The following is a 20,466-nucleotide window of genomic DNA, read 5'->3' as shown; positions in this document are numbered from 1 at the left end:
GCCGTAGAATGTCCGCCCTCATTACGAGTCACCAAGGTGGTTACACACAAACCCCGCTTCAGTCTGCTGCCTGAGGCGTCTATATGGGACAGCGCGAAAATTGAATACACAACCCCGTTCCCTTTCACCGCTGGTGCAACTGGAACGAATTCGTAAAAGTTTCGATGGCAAAGATGTCATTTCCGACCTTAATCTGACCATCAATGACGGTGAGTTTCTCACGCTGCTCGGCCCCTCCGGCTGCGGCAAAACCACCGTCCTGCGCCTTATCGCCGGGCTGGAAAGCGTCGATAACGGCCATATCCATCTTGAGAACCAGGACATAACCCAGGTTCCAGCCGAAGATCGCCACGTCAATACCGTCTTTCAGAGCTATGCCCTGTTCCCGCACATGACCGTGTTTGAGAACGTGGCGTTTGGCCTGCGGATGCAAAAAACACCGGCCAGCGAGATCCCACCTCGGGTTACCGAAGCCCTGCGCATGGTACAGCTGGAGGCGTTCGCCCAGCGCAAGCCGCATCAACTTTCCGGTGGTCAGCAGCAGCGTGTGGCCATTGCCCGCGCCGTGGTCAACAAACCTCGCCTGCTCCTGCTGGATGAATCCCTCTCCGCGCTGGACTACAAGCTGCGCAAGCAGATGCAGAACGAGCTTAAAGCGCTTCAGCGTAAGCTCGGCATCACGTTCGTGTTTGTTACGCACGATCAGGAAGAAGCCCTGACCATGTCAGACCGTATCGTGGTGATGCGCGACGGCAAGATTGAGCAGGATGGCACCCCGCGTGAAATTTACGAAGAGCCGAAAAACCTGTTCGTCGCCAGCTTTATAGGCGAAATCAATATTTTCAACGCCACGGTGATTGAGCGTCTGGACGAGCAGCGCGTTCGCGCGAACGTGGAAGGCCGCGAATGCAATATTACCGTCAACTTTGCCGTCGAGAAGGGGCAAAAGCTCAACGTCCTGCTGCGCCCGGAAGATCTCCGCGTTGATGAGATCCACGACACGGCTGACGTCGAAGGTCTGATCGGTTACGTTCGCGAACGCAACTACAAGGGAATGACCCTCGAATCCGTTGTGGAACTGGAAAACGGCAAAATGGTGATGGTCAGCGAGTTCTTTAACGAGGACGATCCGGACTTCGACCACTCGCTGGATCAGAAAATGGTCATCAACTGGGTAGAAAGCTGGGAGGTTGTACTGGCTGATGAAGAACACAAGTAAGTTCCAGAATGTGGTGATTGCCACGATCGTCGGTTGGCTTGTGTTGTTTGTCTTTCTTCCCAACCTGATGATCATCGTGACCAGCTTCCTGACCCGCGACGATGCGAACTTCGTCGCGATGGTCTTTACGCTGGACAACTACGCGCGCCTGCTCGATCCGCTCTATTTTGACGTGCTGCTGCACTCGCTCAATATGGCGCTGATTGCCACCCTCGCCTGTCTGGTGCTGGGGTATCCATTCGCCTGGTTCCTGGCCCGCCTGCCGCAAAAAGTACGGCCGCTGCTGTTGTTTTTACTGATTGTACCCTTCTGGACCAACTCGTTAATCCGCATCTACGGGCTGAAAATCTTCCTCAGCACCAAAGGTTATCTGAACGAGTTTCTGCTATGGCTGGGGGTGATCGAGACGCCGATCCGCATCATGTTCACCCCGGGCGCGGTGATTGTCGGCCTGGTCTATATCCTGCTGCCGTTTATGGTGATGCCGCTCTACTCCAGCATTGAAAAGCTCGATAAACCGCTGCTGGAAGCGGCGAAAGACCTGGGCGCCAGTAAGTTACAAACCTTTGTCCGCATCATTATTCCGCTGACCATGCCGGGTATTATCGCCGGCTGTCTGCTGGTCATGCTGCCTGCGATGGGCCTGTTCTACGTATCGGACCTGATGGGCGGGGCGAAAAACCTGCTGATCGGTAACGTGATTAAGAGCCAGTTCCTGAATATCCGCGACTGGCCGTTCGGCTCGGCCACCAGCATAACGCTGACGGTGGTGATGGGGCTGATGCTGCTGGTTTATTGGCGTGCATCACGCCTGCTGAATAAGAAGGTGGAGCTGGAATGATCGGTCGACTGCTTCGCGGCGGTTTTATGACCGCCATTTATGCGTATCTCTATATTCCGATAATCATTTTGATCGTGAACTCCTTTAACAGCTCACGCTTCGGGATCAACTGGCAAGGGTTTACCACCAAATGGTATGGCCTGCTGATGAACAATGACAGCCTGCTACAGGCCGCTCAGCACTCGCTGACGATGGCGGTATTCTCTGCCACCTTCGCGACGCTGATTGGCTCGCTGACCGCCGTGGCGCTGTACCGCTACCGTTTTCGCGGTAAGCCGTTCGTCAGTGGCATGCTGTTTGTGGTGATGATGTCCCCGGATATCGTGATGGCCATTTCACTGCTGGTGCTGTTTATGCTGCTGGGCGTCCAGCTCGGTTTCTGGTCGCTGCTGTTCTCGCATATCACCTTCTGTCTGCCGTTTGTGGTGGTAACCGTCTACGCGCGTCTGAAAGGGTTCGACGTACGCATGCTGGAAGCGGCGAAAGATCTGGGTGCGAGCGAGATGACCATTCTGCGCAAAATCATTCTGCCGCTGGCGATGCCCGCCGTGGCAGCAGGATGGCTGCTCAGCTTTACCCTGTCGATGGACGACGTGGTCGTGTCCTCCTTCGTCACCGGGCCGAGCTATGAAATTCTGCCGTTGAAGATCTACTCAATGGTTAAAGTCGGTGTTTCACCCGAAGTGAACGCGCTGGCGACTATTCTGTTGGTGTTATCGCTGGTTCTGGTAATTGCCAGCCAGGTTATTGCTCGTGATAAAACAAAATCTCAGGGGACACAGAAATGAAAAAAATGCTTGCCGCTGCGGCACTGGTGCTCGGAATGGGCTCCGCGCATGCTGATGACAGCAAAACGCTCTATTTCTACAACTGGACCGAGTATGTGCCGCCGGGCCTGCTGGAGCAGTTCACCAAAGAGACGGGCATCAAGGTGATCTATTCGACCTACGAGTCGAATGAAACCATGTACGCCAAGCTCAAAACCTATAAAGATGGCGCGTATGACCTGGTGGTGCCGTCGACCTATTTCGTCGACAAGATGCGCAAAGAAGGCATGATCCAGAAGATCGACAAAACGAAGCTAACCAATTTTTCAAACCTCGATCCTGAGATGCTAAACAAGCCGTTCGACCCGAACAACGACTACTCCATTCCGTACATCTGGGGCGCGACGGCAATTGGCGTCAACAGCGATGCCATTGATCCAAAAACGGTTTCATCCTGGGCTGACCTGTGGAAGCCGGAATACAAAAGCAGCCTGCTCTTAACCGACGATGCGCGCGAAGTGTTCCAGGTTGCGCTGCGTAAACTCGGCTATTCCGGTAACACCACCGATCCGAAAGAGATCGAAGCGGCGTATAACGAACTGAAAAAGCTGATGCCAAACGTGGCGGCGTTCAACTCGGATAACCCGGCTAACCCGTATATGGAAGGTGAAGTGAATCTGGGTATGGTCTGGAACGGCTCTGCGTTTGTGGCGCGTCAGGCCGGGACGCCGCTGGAGGTGGTCTGGCCGAAGGAGGGCGGCATCTTCTGGATGGACAGCCTCGCGATCCCGGCGAATGCGAAAAACGTCGAGGGCGCCCTGAAGCTGATCAATTTCCTGCTGCGCCCGGATGTGGCAAAAGAGGTGGCGGAAACCATCGGCTACCCGACGCCAAACCTGGCCGCGCGGAAGCTGCTCAGCCCTGAAGTGGCAAATGATAAATCGCTTTATCCGGACGCTGAAACCATCAGCAAAGGGGAATGGCAGAACGACGTCGGTGACGCGAGCCGCCTGTATGAAGAGTATTATCAGAAGCTAAAAGCAGGCCGTTAATGCATAACGGGCGACGCAATGTCGCCCGTTACTCTTACAGCCCCTTCAGGAGTTTATCCACAAAGGCTGGCACCACCTCGCTCGCCAGACCGTAATGTTTCTCTTCAAACTCGCTCCCGACCTGGCTTGGCTCCAGATTAAGCTCCACCGTATGGGCACCTTGCAGTCGCGCTTCGTGAACAAATCCTGCCGCCGGATAGACATGTCCTGAGGTACCAATGGCGATAAAGACGTCCGCCATAGCCAGGGCGCTGTAGATCTCATCCATTCCCAGCGGCATTTCGCCAAACCAGACCACATGCGGACGCAGACGCGAAGGGAACTGACAGCAGTGGCAGCGGTCTTCGTCCAGCACGTCCTCTTTCCAGTCCAGCACCTGACCACTCCATGCGCACTGCACCTTGAGCAGTTCGCCGTGCATGTGAATGATGTTGTGGTTTCCGGCCCTTTCGTGAAGATTGTCGATGTTCTGCGTGACCAGCAGAAAACGATCCCCCAGCGCTTCCTCCAGCTTTGCCAGCGCCAGGTGCGCCGCATTCGGCGCAATCTCCGGCTGCTGAAGCTGGCGACGGCGGGCGTTGTAGAACGCCTGTACCAGCGCCGGGTCGCGGGCGAAACCTTCCGGCGTCGCCACATCTTCAACTCGGTGTTCTTCCCACAGTCCGTCCGCCGCGCGGAAGGTCTGAATACCGGATTCGGCGGAGATCCCCGCCCCGGTCAACACCACCACTCTGGGTTTATCCATCGCTTCTGGCATCATCCTGTCTCTGAAAAAGATCCGCTGACGCAGGCGTTCACGTAAGCGGCGTTTATTTTTGCGAAAACGGCTGAGTCGACCCTGGCGACGCGACAGCATAATAACCTCGTAAACTAATCGGTGAGATGAAGGAATGCGGCTCCGCGCATGCCTCCTGCGTCCCCGTGTCGCGCGCGTTCAATGCGCGGCACGCGGGCGACCGGCAATAAATGTCGGGGCAGACGCCCGGACAACTGTTCCGTAATCGCAGTGAAATTTGACAGCCCTCCCCCGATCACCAGCAGATCCGGGTCGACGATGGTCAGGATATTCCCCAGGCACACGGCCAGCAGGTCGAGATAGCGTTCAACGTGCTCTCGCGCCTGCGCATCCCCTTGTTCCCACAGGGTAATGATTTGGGGGGCGTCATGTTTCTGATGATAGAAGTGTTCATAAAGCCATGCAAACCCACGGCCTGAAAGGTAACTCTCAATACAGCCGTGCTGACCACAACCGCAGCGGATCAACGGGAAATCACGTCCGACAACATCCAGCGCATCCACCGGCAGACGGATATGACCAAATTCGCCGGTAATGTAGCTGCGCCCGGTAATGGGCTTACCGTTAATGACTATCCCGCCCCCCACGCCGGTTCCGAGGATCAACCCCATCACCAGCGGATAGCGACGAAACTCGTCGTCCCAGGCCTCTGAGAGAGCAAAACAGTTGGCATCGTTGTCTAAGCGCACGTCGCGCTCAAGGAGAGCAGAAAGATCGGCACGCAGCGGTTTGCCGCTGGCAGCAGGAACGTTGGCGGCATACAGCGTGCCATCGTCGGTTTCGGGCATACCCGGAATACCAATGCCGACGCTGCCTTTGACGCCAAAGCGTTCATCCGCTTGCGCCACCAGCGCGGCAATGGCGGTTAAAAATTCATCGTAGCTTTCGCGCGGCGTGGGTACGCGGGTTTCCCATTGTAGCTTAAGGTCTTTATCGAACACGCCGAGCGCAATCTTGGTGCCGCCAATATCAAATCCGTAATACATGATGCATTCCTCTGTTTGATTCAGCGGCCAAAAGACTGCTAAACCATGACGAAATTACTGGCCACTTAATACCCTCGCCGGATCAATTCGGCTTGCGCGACGCGCCGGATACCAGCTTGCCAGCAGACTCAGTAAAAGTGCTGTAACCAGCACATAAATAACGTCCAGCCAGTGCAGTTCAGACGGCAGGAAGTCAATAAAATAGATATCGCCTGAAAGGAACTGATGGCCAATAAGCGCTTCAATCCCGTTGATAATCGGCGTCAGCTGAAGGGAAACCACCACGCCGATCGCCACGCCGCAGAGGCTGCCAAACAGCCCCGCCAGCAAACCGTACCAGACGAAGATGGCGCGAATAAGACCGTCTTTCGCCCCTAAGGTACGCAGCACGGCGATGTCGCCGCTCTTATCCTTAACGGCCATGACCAGCGTCGAGACGATATTAAAACACGCCACCCCAATCACCAGCACCATCGCCAGATACATAATCGCGCGGATCATCTGGATATCACGGTACATATACCCGTAAGTGCCGATCCAGCTTTTGATGTAGACATAGTTATTGGTCACGCTGCCAGCGTCACGCACCAGTTTATTGGCGTTGAAGACGTCGTTAACCTTAATGGCAATGCCCGTCACGCTGTCGCTCATATCCAGATACTGGCGCGCATCTTCCAGCGGCACCATCGCGAAGCTGTGATCGAGCTGGCCGCTCAGTTGCAAAATACCGGTGACGTGCAGACGTACGCGCTTAGGCTGCTGCAATTTGTGATCAGCGCTGGCGTTCGGGATCATGATCGAGACCCAGTCGCCCTGCTTCACCTTCAGCGCATCGGCAACGCCTTTGCCCATAATGATCTGCTGCTCGCCAGCCTTAAAGTTTGCCCATGCGCCATTTTGCACATAGCGCGGCAGCGCGCTCAGACGCTCTTCCTGACGAGGATTTACCCCTTTCACCTGAATGGCGCGCAGGTTTACCCCGCTCTCTACCAGCCCGGTAAAGTTGATGTAAGGTGCAGCCGCCGCAATGCCGGGCACCTTTTCCACTTTGTTAAGGGCATCACGCCAGCTGGACCACGGCTGGTTAACCGGCTCGATTTCACCGTGGGGGACAACGGCCAGAATGCGGTTATTCAGTTCACGCTCAAAGCCGTTCATGGCGCTTAAGCCCACGATCAACACCGCCACGCCCAGGGCGATACCGATGGTGGAGATCACGGAGATAAGGGATACCATCCCGCTCCGGCGACGACCGCGGCTAAAGCGTAACCCGATGAGTAACGATAACGGTGAAGTCATTACTCCGCTCCCATCAGCGTCAGTTCAGCATTCAGACGACCGTCGCGCATTTCCAGCTGACGCCCCATCCGCTTAGCCAGTTGTAAATCGTGGGTGACCACCAGAAACGCGGTTCCCTGCGCGGCGTTCAGTTCGCCGAGAAGCTGGAAAATGCTGTCTGCGTTACGCGCATCGAGGTTACCTGTCGGTTCATCCGCCAGCACCAGGCGCGGGTTGTTGACCAGCGCACGGGCGATGGCCACACGCTGACGCTCACCGCCGGAAAGCTCAGACGGACGGTGATTTCCGCGATGACCCAGCCCTACCGCTTTTAGCATGTCGCTGGCGCGGGCATTAATTTCCGCGGGTTTCTTTTTACCAATCAGCAGCGGCATTGCGACGTTTTCCAGCGCCGTAAAGTCCGGCAGCAGATGGTGGAACTGATAGATAAAGCCCAGCTCGCGGTTACGCAGCTCGGCTTTCGCCGTAGACGACATTTTACTCAGCGGTTGCCCGGAGAAGATCACATCGCCTTCGGTTGGCGTGTCCAGCCCGCCAAGCAGATGCAGCAACGTACTTTTACCGGAGCCGGAGCTGCCGACAATCGCCATCATCTCGCCTTCGCCCACGCTAAAACTCACATTGTGCAACACGTCGGTCTGCACAGTGCCTTCCTGATAGCGTTTGGACAGGTTGTCGCACTGCAACAGGATCTTATTCATAACGTAAAGCCTCAGCGGGTTGAGTGGCGGCAGCCCGCCAGGAAGGATAAAGCGTAGAAAGCAGCGCAATGGCCATCGCGGCCAGCGCAATACCGACCACCTGGAGCGGCTCGATTGCCACCGGCAGCGCCGCGCCATCAAGCAGCGCGCCGATAATCGGCATGAGATTGTTGAGCTGGCTGGCGAGCAGCGCCCCCAGCGCCGCGCCGAGCAGCGCGCCGATGATGCCAGCGCTGGCGCCCTGGACCATAAATACCGCCATGATCTGGCGCGGAGTCAGCCCCTGAGTTTGCAGAATGGCGACTTCGCCTTGCTTCTCCATCACCATCAGCCCGAGCGAGGTGATGATATTAAACGCGGCAACGGCCACGATCAGGCTCAGCAGCAGCCCCATCATGTTTTTCTCCATGCGCACGGCCTGGAACAGTTCGCCCTTCCGGTCGCGCCAGTCCTGCCATTTCGTCCCTTCCGGTAGCGTCTGCTGGCTAAGGGTATCCACCTTCAGTGGCGCATCAAGCCACAGACGCCAGCCGGTGATATTTCCCGCCGGGTAGCGCATCAGACGCGAGGCGTCCTGAATGTTAACCAGCATCTGGTAACCATCGACTTCGCTGTTCGCCGCAAACGTGCCAATCACGTTGAACAGGCGCTGGCTTGGCAGACGCCCCATCGGCGTAAACTGACTGGCTGACGGCACCATCACACGCAGCTGATCGCCACGGTTGACCCCGAGCTGCCCGGCAAGCTGCTCGCCGAGGATGACGTTGTATTTACCCGCTTCCAGGTCGGTTTGTTTCACATTGACCAGGAACGGCGTCAGCGGATCTTTTTGCGCCGGATCGATACCCAGCATCACCCCGACCGCCACGCTACGGGCGCTTTGCAGCACCACATCGCCCGTCGTGAGCGGCGCAACGCGCGTGACACCCTGTAACTTCACCGCGCTTTCCGGCAGCTGTTGCGGATTAACGGAACCCTGAGTGGAAGAGAGAACGGCCTGCGGCATCAGCCCCAGGATATTGTTTTGCAGCTCGCGCTCGAAGCCGTTCATGACGGAAAGCACCGTCACCAGTGCCATCACGCCAAGCGTAATGCCAATAGTCGAAAGCCAGGAGACAAAGCGACCGAAGCGGTCCGCGGCGCGCCCACGCATGTAACGTAAGCCTATAAAGAGTGCGACAGGTTGATACATGAAATCCGTCTGTTTGCTGATAGCAGACCCACGAGTATATAAGCGAATCCGCTAAGCGTAAATGACTGAAACCGTAAGATTCGGTAATCATTTTTCCGAAAAATTCAGATAAATCATCATGCTACTGACTGAACTTCCACCAGACAGCCTCCACCTTTTCCGAAAATCGTCCTGATACAGACTGTTACCCGTTACATCAGGGTTTCATTTTACAACAATCGTCCTTTCGTTTATGGCAACAAGGTCGTCACGCACAATGAAACAAAAAGCATTATGGATTAACCAGATAAAAGGTCTGTGCATCTGCCTGGTGGTGATTTACCACTCGGTGATCACCTTTTATCCTCACCTGGACGGGCTACAGCATCCGTTATCGGGCCTGCTCGCCAAATGCTGGGTCTACTTTAATCTTTACCTTGCCCCGTTCCGTATGCCGGTGTTTTTCTTTATCTCCGGCTATTTGATCCGTCGATATATTGACGAGGTGAACTGGCGCACCAGTCTCGACAAGCGGATCTGGAGCATTGTCTGGGTTTTGGCCCTGTGGGGCGTCCTGCAATGGCAGGCGCTGACTCATCTGAATGCCTGGCTCGCCCCCGAGCGAGAGCTGGCGACAGCATCCAATGCGGCCTACGCCGATTCCGTTTCAGGGTTTGTACGGGGAATGCTCACGGCCAGCACCAGCCTGTGGTATTTGTACGCCTTAGTGGTCTACTTTACGCTCTGTAAGCTGCTGAGCCGCTGGAAACTGCCGATGCTGGGGCTTCTGGCGCTGGCAAGCATCGCCATCAACTTCCTGCCGTTACCGTGGTGGGGAATGAACAGCGTGGTGCGCAACATGGTCTACTACAGCCTCGGCGCATGGTACGGCGCGCAGTTGATGGCGTGGATGAAAGGGATGAATTTGCGCCGCAGCTGGCTGATCCTCATCGCCTCTGGTGCGGTGTCGGTGGTGCTGTGGTTCGCTAATGTCCCTCTGCCGCTCTCTCTGCTGTCAATCGTGGTTATCATGAAGCTCTTTTACAGCTTCGAGCAGCGTTATGCCGTTCATCCCAATAATCTGCTGAACGTCATCGGTTCAAACACCATCGCGATATATACCACCCACCGCATTTTAATCGAGGCATTTAGCCTGCTCCTGATCCGCGAAATGAATGCGGCGTACTGGCCGATCTGGGCGGAGTTAACGCTGATTCTGGTTTATCCATTTATCAGCCTGCTCGTCTGCACGCTGGTTGGGCTGGGGGCACGTAAGCTCTCGACCGCCCTCTTTGGCGATCTTTTCTTCTCCCCTCCCGCGCGGCTTTCGCCCGTGCCCACGACCCGCTAACTAACCCTGTCCCATACGGGCTACAAAATAAGGCCTGCACAGACGGCTCCCTCTCCCTATGGGAGAGGGCTGGGGTGAGGGTGAACATACAGCTGTGGTGCTCGTTCCGTTCACCTTATGTTCCTTGCTATTCTATAACCGCACGAGCGGTGAACGTGCCAGGGTGGCTCAGTCGCCACCACCCTGGCACCCCGGGCTCCCGGCGGTGAATCGTCGCTTCGCGATACCCTCGGCTTATTCCTTCCGGCTATCGGGTCGGGCATGAGCCTGCATCCATGCAGGCCACGCCCTCTCGGCGCATCCCTGCGCCTCGCCCCGGCCTTCAGGAAACGCCTCAGCGATTTACAGCCGGACCAGGGCATCGCTGAAAGCCCTCAGTTAGTCTGAAGACAACGTTATTGCTTCTGCTTTCAAATTACTGAGGAACCCTCTACCCATCCGGGGGCACTTTCCCTCTTGTGCGGTTACGATTTGCTTATGTAAAACGATCGAGGATAATAAAGACATTGCGTATCAGTGATATGCCCCAATACTGTTGGTATATCCCCAAGAGACTCTGACATAGCCATGCCTGAACACTATCGTTACTCCTTGCCTGTCAAAGCGGGCGACCAGCGCCAGCTGGGCGAACTCACGGGCGCGGCCTGCGCCACCCTGGTGGCGGAAATTGCTGAGCGGCATCCAGGGCCGGTGGTGCTGGTTGCCCCGGACATGCAAAACGCTCTGCGCCTGCACGACGAAATTCGTCAGTTCACCGATAGCCTGGTGTTCAGCCTGGCCGACTGGGAAACGCTTCCCTACGACAGTTTTTCTCCGCACCAGGAGATCATCTCCTCGCGCCTGTCGACGCTGTATCAGCTTCCCACCATGCAGCGCGGCGTGCTGATTGTGCCGGTGAATACCCTGATGCAGCGCGTCTGTCCGCACAGCTATTTGCACGGCCATGCGCTGGTGATGAAAAAAGGCCAGCGCCTGTCGCGCGATGCCCTGCGCGTGCAGCTGGACGGAGCCGGCTATCGACATGTCGACCAGGTGATGGAGCACGGCGAATACGCGACGCGCGGTGCGCTGCTGGATCTCTATCCGATGGGCAGCGATCGGCCATATCGTCTGGATTTCTTTGATGATGAGATCGACAGCCTGCGCGTGTTCGACGCTGACACCCAGCGCACGCTGGAGGAAGTGGACTCCATTAACCTACTGCCCGCCCATGAGTTCCCGACGGATAAAACCGCCATCGAGCTGTTCCGCAGCCAGTGGCGCGACAGGTTCGACGTGAAGCGCGATGCCGAACATATCTACCAGCAAGTCAGCAAGGGCACCCTTCCGGCCGGGATCGAGTACTGGCAGCCCCTGTTCTTTAACGAACCGCTGCCGGCGCTGTTCAGCTACTTCCCGGCGAATACGCTGATTGTTAACACCGGGGATATCGACGCCAGTGCCAGCCGCTTTGAAAGCGAAACGCGCGCCCGCTTTGAAAACCGGGGCGTTGACCCGATGCGTCCGCTGCTGCCGCCGGAAATGCTGTGGCTACGTACCGACGAGCTCAACGCCGAGCTGAAACGCTGGCCGCGCATGCAGCTCAAAACCGACGCGCTTGCCGAGAAGGCGGCGAACACCAATCTCGCGTTCCGGACGCTGCCTGACCTGGCCGTCCAGGCGCAGCAGAAATCCCCCCTTGATAATCTGCGCAAGTTTCTTGAGTCCTTCACCGGGCCGGTGGTCTTCTCCGTTGAAAGTGAGGGTCGCCGTGAAGCGCTGGGCGAACTGCTGGGACGGATCAAAGTTGCGCCGAAGCGCATTCTTCGCCTGAGCGAAGCGACCGGAAATGGCCGTTACCTGATGATCGGCGCCGCCGAGCACGGATTCATTGATACGCTCAATAACCTGGCGTTGATTTGTGAAAGCGACCTGCTGGGCGAGCGCGTCGCGCGCCGTCGTCAGGACAGCCGTCGCACCATCAACCCGGACACCCTGATCCGTAACCTGGCCGAACTGCACCCCGGTCAGCCGATCGTTCACCTTGAACACGGGGTGGGTCGCTATCAGGGGATGACCACCCTCGAAGCAGGCGGCATCAAAGGTGAATACCTGATGCTGACCTACGCCAACGACGCCAAACTGTACGTGCCGGTGTCGTCCCTGCACCTGATCAGTCGCTACGCCGGGGGCGCGGAAGACAACGCGCCGCTGCATAAGCTGGGCGGCGATGCCTGGGCGCGCGCGCGCCAGAAGGCGGCGGAAAAAGTACGCGACGTGGCCGCCGAGCTGCTGGATATTTACGCCCAGCGTGCGGCCAAAGAGGGCTATGCGTTTAAGCATGATAAAGAGCAGTATCAGCTGTTCTGCGACAGCTTCCCGTTTGAAACTACGCCGGATCAGGCCCAGGCCATTAACGCCGTGCTGAGCGACATGTGCCAGCCGCTGGCCATGGACCGCCTGGTCTGCGGTGACGTGGGCTTCGGCAAAACCGAAGTGGCGATGCGTGCCGCCTTCCTGGCGGTGGAAAACAACAAGCAGGTGGCGGTGCTGGTGCCGACTACCCTCCTCGCCCAGCAGCACTTCGACAACTTCCGCGACCGCTTCGCCAACTGGCCGGTGCGCATTGAGATGCTGTCGCGTTTTCGCAGCGCCAAAGAGCAGACGCAAATCCAGGAACAGGCAAGCGAAGGCAAAATCGATATTCTGATCGGCACTCACAAGCTGCTGCAAAGCGACGTGAAGTGGAAAGATCTGGGGCTGCTGATCGTGGATGAAGAGCACCGCTTCGGGGTGCGCCATAAAGAGCGCATCAAAGCGATGCGCGCCGACGTCGACATTCTGACCCTGACCGCAACGCCGATCCCGCGCACCCTGAACATGGCGATGAGCGGCATGCGCGATCTGTCGATTATCGCCACCCCACCGGCGCGCCGTCTGGCGGTGAAAACCTTTGTTCGCGAGTACGACAATCTGGTGGTGCGCGAGGCGATCCTGCGCGAAGTGCTGCGCGGCGGCCAGGTGTATTACCTGTATAACGACGTTGAAAATATTCAGAAAGCCGCCGACAGGCTGGCAGAGCTGGTACCGGAAGCGCGCATCGCCATTGGTCACGGCCAGATGCGCGAGCGCGAGCTGGAGCGGGTGATGAACGATTTCCACCACCAGCGTTTCAACGTGCTGGTGTGTACCACCATCATTGAGACCGGGATCGACATTCCAACGGCGAACACCATCATTATCGAACGTGCGGATCACTTCGGTCTGGCCCAGCTGCACCAGCTGCGCGGGCGCGTCGGGCGCTCGCACCATCAGGCCTACGCCTGGCTGCTGACGCCGCATCCGAAGGCGATGACCACCGACGCGCAAAAGCGTCTGGAAGCTATCGCCTCGCTGGAAGATCTGGGCGCTGGCTTTGCGCTGGCGACCCACGACCTGGAGATCCGCGGCGCCGGTGAGCTGCTGGGTGAAGACCAGAGCGGCTCCATGGAAACCATCGGTTTCTCGCTGTATATGGAGCTGCTGGAAAATGCCGTCGATGCGCTTAAAGCCGGACGTGAACCGTCTCTGGAAGATCTCACCAGCCAGCAGACCGAAGTGGAACTGCGCATGCCTTCTCTGCTGCCGGATGATTTTATTCCTGACGTGAATACCCGTCTGTCGTTCTACAAACGCATTGCCAGCGCGAAAAGCGAAGGCGAGCTGGAAGAGATCAAAGTCGAACTGATTGACCGTTTTGGGATATTGCCCGATGCGGCGCGCAACCTGCTGGATATTGCCCGCCTGCGTCAGCAGGCGCAGAAGCTGGGCATTCGCAAACTTGAAGGCAATGAGAAAGGCGGCGTCATTGAGTTTGCCGAGAAGAACCACGTCGATCCGATGTGGCTGATTGGCCTCCTGCAAAAACAGCCGCAGCATTTCCGTCTTGATGGCCCGACGCGTCTGAAATTTACTCAGGATCTGACGGAACGTAAAACCCGCATGGACTGGGTGCGTAACTTTATGCGTCAGTTGGAAGAGAACGCCATCGCATAACGGTATCCCCCGCCAGCGCCCGGCTGGCGGGGGGACAATTTACAAACTCTTTGCACTTCGCCCGAACTTCCCGACTATACATTCGCCATAATCATCATTAACGCCTTATAAAACAATAACCTTATCATTTGTATGGATTATGATAATGATGATTTCTTCGCGTTTTACCCGCTGGTTAACTCTGTTTGCGCTGGCCGCGACGGTTGCCGTCGCGCTCCCTGCTCGCGCCAATACCTGGCCTCTTCCGCCTGTCGGCAGCAATGTCGTAGGTGAAAACCGCTTTCACGTGGTTGAAAACGATGGCGGTTCGCTGGAAGCGATTGCCAAAAAATATAACGTCGGGTTCCTGGCGCTGTTGCAGGCCAACCCGGGCGTAGATCCATACGTGCCCCGGGCAGGCAGCGTACTGACGATTCCGCTGCAAACCATCCTGCCGGACGCGCCGCGTCAGGGCATTGTGATTAACCTCGCCGAGCTGCGTCTGTATTACTACCCGCCGGGCAAGAACGAAGTGACCGTCTACCCTATCGGTATTGGTCAGTTGGGGGGCGATACGCTCACGCCTACCATGGTCACCACCGTCTCTGATAAGCGCGCTAATCCAACCTGGACCCCGACGGCAAACATTCGCGCCCGTTATAAAGCTCAAGGTATCGACCTGCCTGCCGTGGTGCCTGCTGGCCCGGATAATCCGATGGGGCACCATGCGATTCGCCTGGCGGCATACGGTGGGGTTTATCTTCTGCACGGAACGAATGCGGATTTCGGGATCGGGATGCGCGTCAGCTCCGGCTGCATTCGCCTGCGCGATGACGATATCAAAACGCTCTACCGCGTGATCGCCCCTGGCACGAAAGTGAATATCATTAATACGCCGATTAAAGTGTCTGAAGAGCCGGGTGGCGTCCGTCTGGTTGAGATCCACCAGCCGCTATCGAAAAACATCAATGACGATCCGCAGACGCTGCCGATTAATCTGAATGCCTCGATGGTGAGCTTTAAAACGAATGCCAATACCGATGGCGCGGTGATGGAGCGGGCGATGGAAGCGCGCTCGGGGATGCCAACCGATGTCACGCGGCATCATGAGGTTGCTCAGCAATCAATGTAAAGCAGTAATAACGACAAACGCCCTGCATCAGCAGGGCGTTTTTTATTGCAGTGGCATAACGGAGGGTTGCGTTACGCTTATTTGTAGATAACAGCGGTACCGTGCAGGGTGTTAGGACCGGTCACAGAGGTGATGCGGAATGATTTCGCACCCATTTCGTCAGCTTTTTGTGCCAGCTGATCTTCCAGAGAGCCCAGATTAGTCCCGGCAGTGGCAGAGATGGTACCAACTTTCTGCTGGTCTGCTGGCGTGGATTGCACTTCAACAGCAGCGAAGCTTGCGAAAGAGAGTGAACTCAGAACGGCGGCAGCGATGAGGGTTTTAACGTTTTTCATGATTTTATACCTTTAGGCAGATGATGTAGTGGTCGTTAGTTATTTAGTTAACGATCGATAGGTAAATGATAGGTGTGATCCAGGTCACACGTCAACCCATTTTTATAATGGTCGTTAAATTAATTTCATTTGCCTTATATTTCATAAAGATAAAATTAAATTATTTTTCAGAAATCACCGCTGGTCGTTGCAGACGTTTATTTTTATAATGACTATTCAACAAAACAACAGAGGACCAACGGCACATGACAACCGATGTTACGCGTTGCGCGAAGAAAAGCCGTGGCCGACCAAAAGTGTTCGACAGGGATGCGGCGCTCGATAAGGCCATGACGCTCTTCTGGCAGCATGGGTATGAAGCTACGTCGCTTTCCGATCTCGTGGAAGCAACGGGCGCGAAAGCCCCTACCCTGTACGCAGAGTTCACCAACAAAGAAGGCTTATTCCGGGCCGTTCTGGACAGATACATCGCGCGCTTCGCGGCAAAACATGAAGCCCAGCTGTTCTGCGAAGAAAAAACGGTTGAGCAGGCATTGCAGGATTATTTCACGGCAATCGCGACCTGCTATACCAGCAAGGACACGCCTGCGGGCTGTTTTATGATCAACACCTCCGCGACCCTCGCGGCATCGTCTAAAGAGATTGCCAACACGGTCAAATCGCGACATGCGATGCAGGAGGAGACGCTCAGCACGTTTCTGGCTCAGCGTCAGCAGCGCGGCGAAATACCGGCGCATTGCCGTCCGCAGGAGCTTTCCCAGTATCTGAGCTGTATTTTACAGGGGATGTCCATCAGCGCCCGTGAAGGCGCGACGCTGGAAAAATTGCAGGGGATTACGCAAACAACGCTGCGCCTGTGGCCTGAACTTCTTAAACTCTGACGCAAAAAAAAAGCTCCTCAGCCTGAGCGCATGAGGAGCTAAGTTCAGAGAACATCTTTTTTACACTTTGTTATTCAGTATCAGCTGACCGTTGCTGTCGAGAGGGATCTGCGTGCCAGGATCTTTATCCATGCGGATTTTGCCCTGCTGATCGCCAATTTTGTAGGTTACGTCGTAGCCCAACATTTTTTCAGACTTGTCATACACGGTTTTACAGCGCTGCTGCGTTGTGGTGTAGGTATCATTTTCCTGCATCGCGCCCTGTACCTGGTTACCGGCATAACCGCCACCCAGCGCACCAACCACCGTCGCGACATCCTTACCACGGCCGCCACCAAACTGATGACCAATCACCCCACCAGCAACTGCGCCCAGCACGGAGCCAGCGATACGGTTTTCATCCTGAACCGGACGACGGTGGGTGACAGAAACATTACGGCACTCCTGACGAGGCGTCTTGACCGTCTCTTTGATCGGTGTAGCGGAAACCACCTGCGCATACTGCGGGCCACGATCAAGTACGTTCAGACTGGCAACGGCAGCCACACCTAACGCAGCTGCGACGCCAATCCCTATACCCGCCAACATTGATTTATTCACGGGACTTCCTCCTTTGTTGCAATTGGTAGCAATTTTGCAGCGCAATAAACGCTTCGCCAATAAGATAAAGGATCAAAATCAGGGCTGTTGACCGGAACAACGTGGGTTTAAGAGAACTCTTAAGCGTCAGGAGGGAAATGCACAGCATGATGTGCTAAGAATTCCCTCCGGAGGGCCCGGAGGGAGAGAGAAATTAGTGCAGCTTCAGGCGTGGACGGATCACGCGGTTGATGCGGCCAACCAGCATCATCAGGCCGGTTTTGAAGTAGCCGTGCAGCGCAATCTGGTGCATACGGTACAGAGAAATGTACACGAAGCGGGCGATGCGCCCTTCCACCATCATGGAGCCGCGCATCAGGTTACCCATCAGGCTGCCCACGGTGGAGAAGTTTGAGAGCGACACCAGAGAGCCGTGGTCTTTGTAGACATAGGCTTTCATCGGTTTGCCTTTCATCTGCGCCAGGATGTTATGCAGCACGAGGCTTGCCATCTGGTGCGCGGCCTGAGCGCGAGGCGGTACAAATCCGCCTTCCGGACGTGCGCAGGAGGCACAGTCGCCAATGGCGAAGATGTCCGGATCGCGCGTGGTTTGCAGCGTCGGCTCTGTCACCAGCTGGTTAATGCGGTTCGTCTCCAGCCCACCGATATCTTTCATGAAATCAGGCGCTTTGATCCCCGCAGCCCAAACCATCAGGTCGGCCTGGATATATTCGCCGTCTTTGGTATGCAGGCCGCCCTCATCCGCGCTGGTCACCATGGTCTGGGTCAGCACGCGCACGCCCAGTTTGGTCAGCTCGTTGTGCGCCGCGCCGGAAATACGCGGCGGCAGCGCAGGCAGAATACGTTCACCTGCTTCCACCAGCGTCACATTCAGCGCTTCGTTAGTCAGCCCTTTGTAGCCGTAGCTGTGCAGCTGTTTGACCGCATTGTGCAACTCCGCCGATAATTCAACGCCCGTTGCGCCGCCGCCCACGATAGCAATGTTGACCTTGCCGTTAGCACCCATGTTGTTGGTGTACTTCAGGAACAGGTTAAGCATCTCCTGATGGAAACGACGCGCCTGATGCGGATTATCCAGGAAGATGCAGTGCTCTTTTACGCCTGGGGTGTTGAAATCATTGGAGGTACTGCCCAGGGCCATCACCAGCGTGTCATAGGCCAGCTTGCGCTCAGGAACCAGCAACTCGCCTTTATCATCACGCAGCTCAGCCAGCGTGATGGTTTTGTTTTCACGATTGATATCCACCACCGAACCCAGCTGGAACTGGAAGTGGTGGTTACGCGCATGCGCCAGATAGCTCAGCGCATCCACGCCCTCATCCAGCGACCCGGTCGCCACTTCGTGCAGTAACGGCTTCCACAGATGACTGTGGTTACGATCCACCAGCGTGATTTTGGCTTTCTTACCGCGACCCAGCTTCTTACCCAGCTGTGTCGCCAGCTCCAGTCCGCCAGCACCACCGCCGACAATCACTATCTTTTTCAATGGCGTAGTCAACGTGACCCCCTCAAATTATTAACCAATTGTTAATTAAAAGTTATAGAAATAACCCTTAATTAACAACAGGTTACTGCGCTGAAACCATTCAGATTCATTGAGAATAGCACGTCAGGCGCATTGGTCATACCAAAATTGATATGTATCAAGTTTTGATGGTTTAAAAGTAGACAACTCTGACAAAAAAGAGGCCCGGTACGCTTTCACGTACCGGGCCTTTATCAGGTTCAGGGAGATCAGCCCAGCGTTTTAAAGGCTTTAATACGCTGCAAGTGCGGGGAAATGTTTTTGAACTTGTGGGTCTGCTCTTCGTCCCAGACAATTTCGTAGTAATGGTGCAGAAGCTCGGCGGCGCGGGAGCTGTTCAGCGCTTCATCGTTGCGGGAGAGGATCACCAGACACCGATCGCGGTTCTTTTCACGGAAATTGCTCACGCATTTAGTTGCGATGTCGGCGTACTCCTCCGGGCGATCGATTTTGCCTTCCATGTTTTCGTTTGGAAAGAGGTTAGGATTAAAAATGACCTGACGGATATCGCACAAAAAACCGATGCGCTCTGCCCAGTATCCTCCTAACCCCACGCCGCAGATCAGCGGGCGATCGTCGATATTGAGCTGCAACATTTTATCCACTTCTTTAAGCAGATGCTGCATGTCATGCTTCGGATGACGTGTGCTGTAACTGATCAGCCGGACATCCGGATCGATAAACTGCAATTGCAGCACTTTCTCATGATTACCAGGACTGTTTGAGTCAAAACCGTGTAAATAAATGATCATCGTCTCACCACGCTACGCCTTCCGGGATGAATTAAAGGGCTGCTTTATGTGCCTGCCAGCGCTCGTTCAGGGCTTCAAGCCGGGCGTTTACCGTTTTCCAGCGCGCCGAGTCCATCAGCTCCTGACGACTAAATGAACCTTTATGATACAATTGTGTAACACGTTCAGCATTGATCGGCGACAGGTTATCCAGCACGCTCACCGCCCCTTTACGATTATTGCAGACGAGGATCATATCGCAACCCGCATCCAGCGAAGCCTGCCCACGTTCGGCATAGCTACCCATAATTGCCGCCCCCTCCATGGATAAATCGTCAGAGAAAATTACGCCATTGAAGCCTAATTCCTGACGCAGTACGGTTTTCAGCCAGTGCGGAGAGCCGCTGGCCGGACGCGGATCGATCTCACTGTAGATGACGTGCGCAGGCATGATGGCATCCAGCTTGTTATCAGCGATCAGCGAGCGGAAAACCGACATGTCTTTAGCGCGAATGTCTGCTTCCGGGCGCGGATCGCGCGGGGTTTCTTTATGGGAATCCGCCGTCACCGCCCCGTGGCCCGGGAAATGTTTGCCGGTGGTTTTCATGCCCGCAGCATGCATACCGTCAATAAAGCGCGTCGCCATTGCCAGCGCAATACGCGGATCGTCATGATACGAACGCTCACCAATTGCCGCGCTAATGTGTCCTACGTCCAGCACCGGGGCGAAGCTGATGTCGATATCCATGGCGATCATCTCGCTGGCCATCAGCCAGCCGGCGTCCTGCGCCAGTTGACCGCCCTCTTCGATCCCCAGCAGCGCAGCAAAAGATTGCGCGGCGGGTAAACGGGTAAACCCTTCGCGGAAACGCTGCACACGCCCACCTTCCTGGTCTACGGCCACTACCAGGTGATTGCGCGACGCCGCACGGATCTGGCGAACCAGCTCACGCAACTGCTCCGGATCATGATAATTGCGGGTGAAAAGAATCAGCCCCCCTACCAGCGGATGCGCCAGAATTTCGCGCTCTTCCGCATCCAGCTCAAACCCTTCGACATCCAACATTACTGGACCCACACCTACCT

General features: G+C 56.0%; 18 protein-coding genes. 8 read left to right on the top strand and 10 right to left on the bottom strand.

The features are described 5' to 3' along the window. The first annotated feature begins 70 nt into the window (after positions 1 to 70). Genes potA through potD form a run of 4 tightly spaced genes read left to right on the top strand, consistent with a single transcriptional unit; the run spans position 71 to position 3,879 of the window. Positions 71 to 1,219, top strand: coding sequence for a spermidine/putrescine ABC transporter ATP-binding protein PotA (gene potA / locus IM290_RS09710; RefSeq protein ID WP_162837914.1), 1,149 nt, complete (start codon positions 71 to 73; stop codon positions 1,217 to 1,219). Beyond that, positions 1,203 to 2,060 (top strand): spermidine/putrescine ABC transporter permease PotB, encoded by an 858-nt coding sequence (gene potB / locus IM290_RS09705; protein WP_017693625.1) that lies wholly within the window; start codon positions 1,203 to 1,205, stop codon positions 2,058 to 2,060. The genes potA and potB overlap by 17 nt, the downstream gene beginning before the upstream one ends. Further along, on the top strand, positions 2,057 to 2,848 hold the full coding sequence (gene potC / locus IM290_RS09700) for a spermidine/putrescine ABC transporter permease PotC (protein ID WP_015570805.1): 792 nt from the start codon (positions 2,057 to 2,059) through the stop codon (positions 2,846 to 2,848). Before potB ends, potC begins: the two co-directional genes overlap by 4 nt. Then, on the top strand, positions 2,845 to 3,879 hold the full coding sequence (gene potD, locus IM290_RS09695; protein ID WP_045344131.1) for a spermidine/putrescine ABC transporter substrate-binding protein PotD: 1,035 nt from the start codon (positions 2,845 to 2,847) through the stop codon (positions 3,877 to 3,879). Before potC ends, potD begins: the two co-directional genes overlap by 4 nt. Positions 3,880 to 3,913: 34 nt before the next feature. Here potD and cobB read toward each other — a convergent pair whose 3' ends face one another. From cobB to lolC, 5 genes are read right to left on the bottom strand one after another with little or no spacing between them, the layout of a single operon-like run. After that, positions 3,914 to 4,735 carry a Sir2 family NAD+-dependent deacetylase gene (gene cobB, locus IM290_RS09690; RefSeq protein ID WP_193041539.1) on the bottom strand — a complete coding sequence of 274 codons (822 nt, stop codon included), beginning with the start codon at positions 4,733 to 4,735 and terminating at the stop codon, positions 3,914 to 3,916. Between the two features lie 14 nt (positions 4,736 to 4,749). Then, complete coding sequence (gene nagK / locus IM290_RS09685; protein ID WP_032670943.1) at positions 4,750 to 5,661, bottom strand: N-acetylglucosamine kinase; 912 nt, start codon at positions 5,659 to 5,661, stop codon at positions 4,750 to 4,752. A gap of 54 nt (positions 5,662 to 5,715) precedes the next feature. Next, positions 5,716 to 6,960 carry a lipoprotein-releasing ABC transporter permease subunit LolE gene (gene lolE, locus IM290_RS09680; RefSeq protein WP_193041538.1) on the bottom strand — a complete coding sequence of 415 codons (1,245 nt, stop codon included), beginning with the start codon at positions 6,958 to 6,960 and terminating at the stop codon, positions 5,716 to 5,718. Beyond that, a complete protein-coding gene (gene lolD / locus IM290_RS09675; RefSeq protein WP_015570809.1) occupies positions 6,960 to 7,661 on the bottom strand; it encodes a lipoprotein-releasing ABC transporter ATP-binding protein LolD in 702 nt (233 codons plus the stop codon). The genes lolE and lolD overlap by 1 nt, the downstream gene beginning before the upstream one ends. Beyond that, entirely contained in the window at positions 7,654 to 8,853 is a 1,200-nt protein-coding gene (gene lolC, locus IM290_RS09670; protein ID WP_017384712.1) for a lipoprotein-releasing ABC transporter permease subunit LolC, read from the bottom strand. Before lolC ends, lolD begins: the two co-directional genes overlap by 8 nt. 256 nt (positions 8,854 to 9,109) lie before the next feature. On the opposite strand from lolC, the gene IM290_RS09665 reads away from it, so the two are divergent. The 3 genes from IM290_RS09665 (at position 9,110) to IM290_RS09655 (ending at position 15,308) form a co-directional block, all read left to right on the top strand. Beyond that, positions 9,110 to 10,183, top strand: a complete 1,074-nt coding sequence (locus IM290_RS09665; protein WP_023296315.1) for an acyltransferase family protein — start codon at positions 9,110 to 9,112, stop codon at positions 10,181 to 10,183. 567 nt (positions 10,184 to 10,750) lie between these two features. Further along, complete coding sequence (gene mfd / locus IM290_RS09660; protein ID WP_193041537.1) at positions 10,751 to 14,197, top strand: transcription-repair coupling factor; 3,447 nt, start codon at positions 10,751 to 10,753, stop codon at positions 14,195 to 14,197. Between the two features lie 145 nt (positions 14,198 to 14,342). Further along, a complete protein-coding gene (locus tag IM290_RS09655) occupies positions 14,343 to 15,308 on the top strand; it encodes a L,D-transpeptidase family protein (RefSeq protein ID WP_193041536.1) in 966 nt (321 codons plus the stop codon). Positions 15,309 to 15,385: 77 nt separating this feature from the next. On the opposite strand, the gene bhsA is transcribed toward IM290_RS09655, so the two are convergent. Continuing rightward, positions 15,386 to 15,643 (bottom strand): multiple stress resistance protein BhsA, encoded by a 258-nt coding sequence (gene bhsA / locus IM290_RS09650; RefSeq protein WP_006809234.1) that lies wholly within the window; start codon positions 15,641 to 15,643, stop codon positions 15,386 to 15,388. Between the two features lie 245 nt (positions 15,644 to 15,888). Here bhsA and IM290_RS09645 point away from each other — a divergent pair, with 245 nt between their 5' ends. Further along, positions 15,889 to 16,524: a TetR/AcrR family transcriptional regulator gene (locus IM290_RS09645; RefSeq protein ID WP_015570813.1), complete on the top strand. Its 636-nt coding sequence runs from the start codon at positions 15,889 to 15,891 to the stop codon at positions 16,522 to 16,524. Positions 16,525 to 16,584: 60 nt separating this feature from the next. On the opposite strand, the gene IM290_RS09640 is transcribed toward IM290_RS09645, so the two are convergent. The 4 genes from IM290_RS09640 to nagZ form a co-directional block, all read right to left on the bottom strand. Further along, on the bottom strand, positions 16,585 to 17,124 hold the full coding sequence (locus IM290_RS09640) for a glycine zipper 2TM domain-containing protein (protein WP_017384715.1): 540 nt from the start codon (positions 17,122 to 17,124) through the stop codon (positions 16,585 to 16,587). Between the two features lie 193 nt (positions 17,125 to 17,317). After that, positions 17,318 to 18,622 carry an NAD(P)/FAD-dependent oxidoreductase gene (locus IM290_RS09635; protein ID WP_017693633.1) on the bottom strand — a complete coding sequence of 435 codons (1,305 nt, stop codon included), beginning with the start codon at positions 18,620 to 18,622 and terminating at the stop codon, positions 17,318 to 17,320. A 236-nt stretch (positions 18,623 to 18,858) separates the two neighbouring features. Next, complete coding sequence (gene ycfP, locus IM290_RS09630; protein ID WP_006809239.1) at positions 18,859 to 19,401, bottom strand: alpha/beta hydrolase YcfP; 543 nt, start codon at positions 19,399 to 19,401, stop codon at positions 18,859 to 18,861. 31 nt (positions 19,402 to 19,432) lie between these two features. After that, positions 19,433 to 20,458, bottom strand: coding sequence for a beta-N-acetylhexosaminidase (nagZ, locus tag IM290_RS09625; RefSeq protein ID WP_032653224.1), 1,026 nt, complete (start codon positions 20,456 to 20,458; stop codon positions 19,433 to 19,435). Positions 20,459 to 20,466: the final 8 nt, after the last annotated feature.

Origin of the sequence: Enterobacter cloacae complex sp. S1 (assembly GCF_014930525.1) — a bacterium.
Classification (GTDB): Bacteria; Pseudomonadota; Gammaproteobacteria; order Enterobacterales; family Enterobacteriaceae; genus Enterobacter; species Enterobacter hormaechei_C.
This window is presented reverse-complemented; position numbering and strand designations above follow the sequence as displayed.

What these genes read in the sequence shown, in the direction of transcription:
- potB (WP_017693625.1), top strand. Translation starts at nt 1,203, where the DNA reads ATGAAGAACACAAGTAAGTTCCAGAATGTGGTGATTGCCACGATCGTC.
- potC (WP_015570805.1), top strand. Translation starts at nt 2,057, where the DNA reads ATGATCGGTCGACTGCTTCGCGGCGGTTTTATGACCGCCATTTATGCG.
- potD (WP_045344131.1), top strand. Translation starts at nt 2,845, where the DNA reads ATGAAAAAAATGCTTGCCGCTGCGGCACTGGTGCTCGGAATGGGCTCC.
- cobB (WP_193041539.1), bottom strand. Translation starts at nt 4,735, where the DNA reads ATGCTGTCGCGTCGCCAGGGTCGACTCAGCCGTTTTCGCAAAAATAAA.
- nagK (WP_032670943.1), bottom strand. Translation starts at nt 5,661, where the DNA reads ATGTATTACGGATTTGATATTGGCGGCACCAAGATTGCGCTCGGCGTG.
- lolE (WP_193041538.1), bottom strand. Translation starts at nt 6,960, where the DNA reads ATGACTTCACCGTTATCGTTACTCATCGGGTTACGCTTTAGCCGCGGT.
- lolD (WP_015570809.1), bottom strand. Translation starts at nt 7,661, where the DNA reads ATGAATAAGATCCTGTTGCAGTGCGACAACCTGTCCAAACGCTATCAG.
- lolC (WP_017384712.1), bottom strand. Translation starts at nt 8,853, where the DNA reads ATGTATCAACCTGTCGCACTCTTTATAGGCTTACGTTACATGCGTGGG.
- IM290_RS09665 (WP_023296315.1), top strand. Translation starts at nt 9,110, where the DNA reads ATGAAACAAAAAGCATTATGGATTAACCAGATAAAAGGTCTGTGCATC.
- mfd (WP_193041537.1), top strand. Translation starts at nt 10,751, where the DNA reads ATGCCTGAACACTATCGTTACTCCTTGCCTGTCAAAGCGGGCGACCAG.
- IM290_RS09655 (WP_193041536.1), top strand. Translation starts at nt 14,343, where the DNA reads ATGATGATTTCTTCGCGTTTTACCCGCTGGTTAACTCTGTTTGCGCTG.
- bhsA (WP_006809234.1), bottom strand. Translation starts at nt 15,643, where the DNA reads ATGAAAAACGTTAAAACCCTCATCGCTGCCGCCGTTCTGAGTTCACTC.
- IM290_RS09645 (WP_015570813.1), top strand. Translation starts at nt 15,889, where the DNA reads ATGACAACCGATGTTACGCGTTGCGCGAAGAAAAGCCGTGGCCGACCA.
- ycfP (WP_006809239.1), bottom strand. Translation starts at nt 19,401, where the DNA reads ATGATCATTTATTTACACGGTTTTGACTCAAACAGTCCTGGTAATCAT.